This is a genomic window from uncultured Methanofollis sp., from assembly GCF_937919355.1.
Lineage (GTDB): Archaea > Halobacteriota > Methanomicrobia > Methanomicrobiales > Methanofollaceae > Methanofollis.
Window position 1 is genome coordinate 1 of sequence record NZ_CALFSA010000015.1, and the last position, 1,020, is coordinate 1,020.

The following is a 1,020-nucleotide window of genomic DNA, read 5'->3' on the forward strand; positions in this document are numbered from 1 at the left end:
GCGGGGTGGTGGCGACGGTCTCATTCACGGTCATGTTCGTCGTCAGGGTCGGCGTCTCGTTGACTGTCATGGTGACGGTCGGGAGGGTCGTCTCCGTCGGCGTTGGTGTCGGCGTCCCTCCCCCCTGCCCGCCCGTACACCCGGCGGAGAGGACGAAAGCGGCGACAAAGAGGATCAGGGCCAGAAGACCATATCTGCCATGCATGATGGCGGGAGGGCAACTGTACTCTATATACCTTTCCCCGGCAGGCGTCTGCCTCTTCAATGCCCGCTCCCACTCTCTAAGCATGCAGGAATGTGCGGCGGTGAAGTACGAGGTGAAGAAGTCGCGGTTCTATGCCCACCTCTACGAGATCGACGACCCTTCAGACCTCGACGGTATCCTTGCGGTCCACAGGAAGGAATACCGGAACGCCGCCCACCACTGCGTGGCCGTCAGGTTCCTGGACGGTGCTGTCCCTGTCGAGTCCTTCAAGAACGACCGGGAGGTGGGGCACCCGGGCAAGGCCCTTCTCGAAGTCCTGAGAAAGTACTCCCTCGACCGCCACGTCCTGGTCGTCTCCCGGGTCTTCGGCGGGATCAAACTCGGCCCCGGCGGCGTCACCCGTGCCTTCAGGGACGCGGGGGAGGGGGCGGCGGTGCGGTATGCCGGGGGGTGACGCCGCCCTGCCTGTTCCACCGCTCTTTTCTCCGCGGCCGCCGATCTCGATCTGTGAGATCGTTCGTGCCTGCATGGCTCTCAGGCATCCTGAAACAAAATGATGTGACCCCCGCCACCGGAGGGAGCGACCTCTCCCTGATGTGGGAGGAGGTGCTTGCGCCTGCGGGGCGGGAGAGGGGCAGGGCCGCGATCACCCCCGGCGAGATCGAGGCGACCTGCGCCTCGCTCGGCGCCGCCCTGACAAAGGCGGACCTGCTCTCGACGGTCGCCGGAGCGCTCGCCCTCTACTCAATCACCGACATCGAGGCTATGGTGCGGAACTTCGAGAGGAAGACGGAGGCGCTCGACCCTGCCTACCG

General features: G+C 65.3%; 1 protein-coding gene and 2 pseudogenes. 2 read left to right on the plus strand and 1 reads right to left on the minus strand.

Annotated elements, in window-relative coordinates; translation table 11 throughout:
• A pseudogene (locus Q0520_RS00785) lies at positions 1-205 on the minus strand (hypothetical protein); the annotation flags it as partial.
• An 82-nt stretch (positions 206-287) separates the two neighbouring features.
• On the opposite strand from Q0520_RS00785, the gene Q0520_RS00790 reads away from it, so the two are divergent.
• Together Q0520_RS00790 and Q0520_RS00795 are read left to right on the plus strand one after the other, a co-directional pair.
• Entirely contained in the window at positions 288-659 is a 372-nt protein-coding gene (locus tag Q0520_RS00790; protein ID WP_298665424.1) for a YigZ family protein, read from the plus strand.
• A 53-nt stretch (positions 660-712) separates the two neighbouring features.
• Positions 713-1,020: pseudogene (locus Q0520_RS00795) on the plus strand (hypothetical protein); the annotation flags it as partial.

What these genes read in the sequence shown, in the direction of transcription:
- Q0520_RS00790 (WP_298665424.1), top strand. Translation starts at nt 288, where the DNA reads ATGCAGGAATGTGCGGCGGTGAAGTACGAGGTGAAGAAGTCGCGGTTC.